We start from the raw sequence: 660 nt of genomic DNA on the forward strand, positions 1-660 counted from the left end.
CACCATCGAACACGACGATCGGCTGGAAGCCGTACTCGTATGGTGGGCATTGAACAGGCGAAGCTGTTGGCCTCCGTGCACAGCGTCGAAGGTGTCGTCAATGTCGAGTACGATCCGCTTCGGCACTTGCCGGAACGAGGCGCAATAGAGATCGACCATCGCCCGTCCCATCGCGACCAGCTCCCGCACCTCGGGTAGGTTCTCCAGCCGGCACAGCGTCGATTGCGACGCCAGATCCCGACCCGACGGCAGCGCATCCTGGGCCATCTTGAAGACCGGATCGCGGCGCAGCCGGTTGGCGTCGTTGCCGTCCTCGTAGCCGGCGCCGATCATCTTCATGCGAAAGTCGATCATGTCCGCCAGGCTGTGGACGACCTGGTCCGGGCAGCGCGGATCGTCGATGCAACGCGCCAGACGCTCGGCCACCCGCAACCGCTTTTCCACCTCGGCCAAGGCCAGAACGCCGCTGTTGGACGACAGCATGCCGCCGTCGAAACGGGCGACGACGGACTAGCCGCCGACTGATGACAAACCGCTCAGCGGCAGCGCAAGATCGTTCATGGCGGGTGTGGTCTCCGGGAAATTTCGGATCGGCTTAAGCAACCAAATCCTACGTCATTTCAACGGGCTTGCGCCACATCCACCAACCCACATGAATTT

1 pseudogene is annotated in these 660 nt (G+C 62.4%); it reads right to left on the bottom strand.

The annotated features are described in order from the left end of the window. Positions 1 to 561 (bottom strand): annotated as a pseudogene (locus NKJ80_RS31415) (transposase); the annotation flags it as partial. Between the last annotated feature and the right edge of the window lie 99 nt (positions 562 to 660).

The organism is Mesorhizobium sp. M0030, assembly GCF_040323695.1.
In the GTDB taxonomy this organism is placed as follows: Bacteria; Pseudomonadota; Alphaproteobacteria; order Rhizobiales; family Rhizobiaceae; genus Mesorhizobium.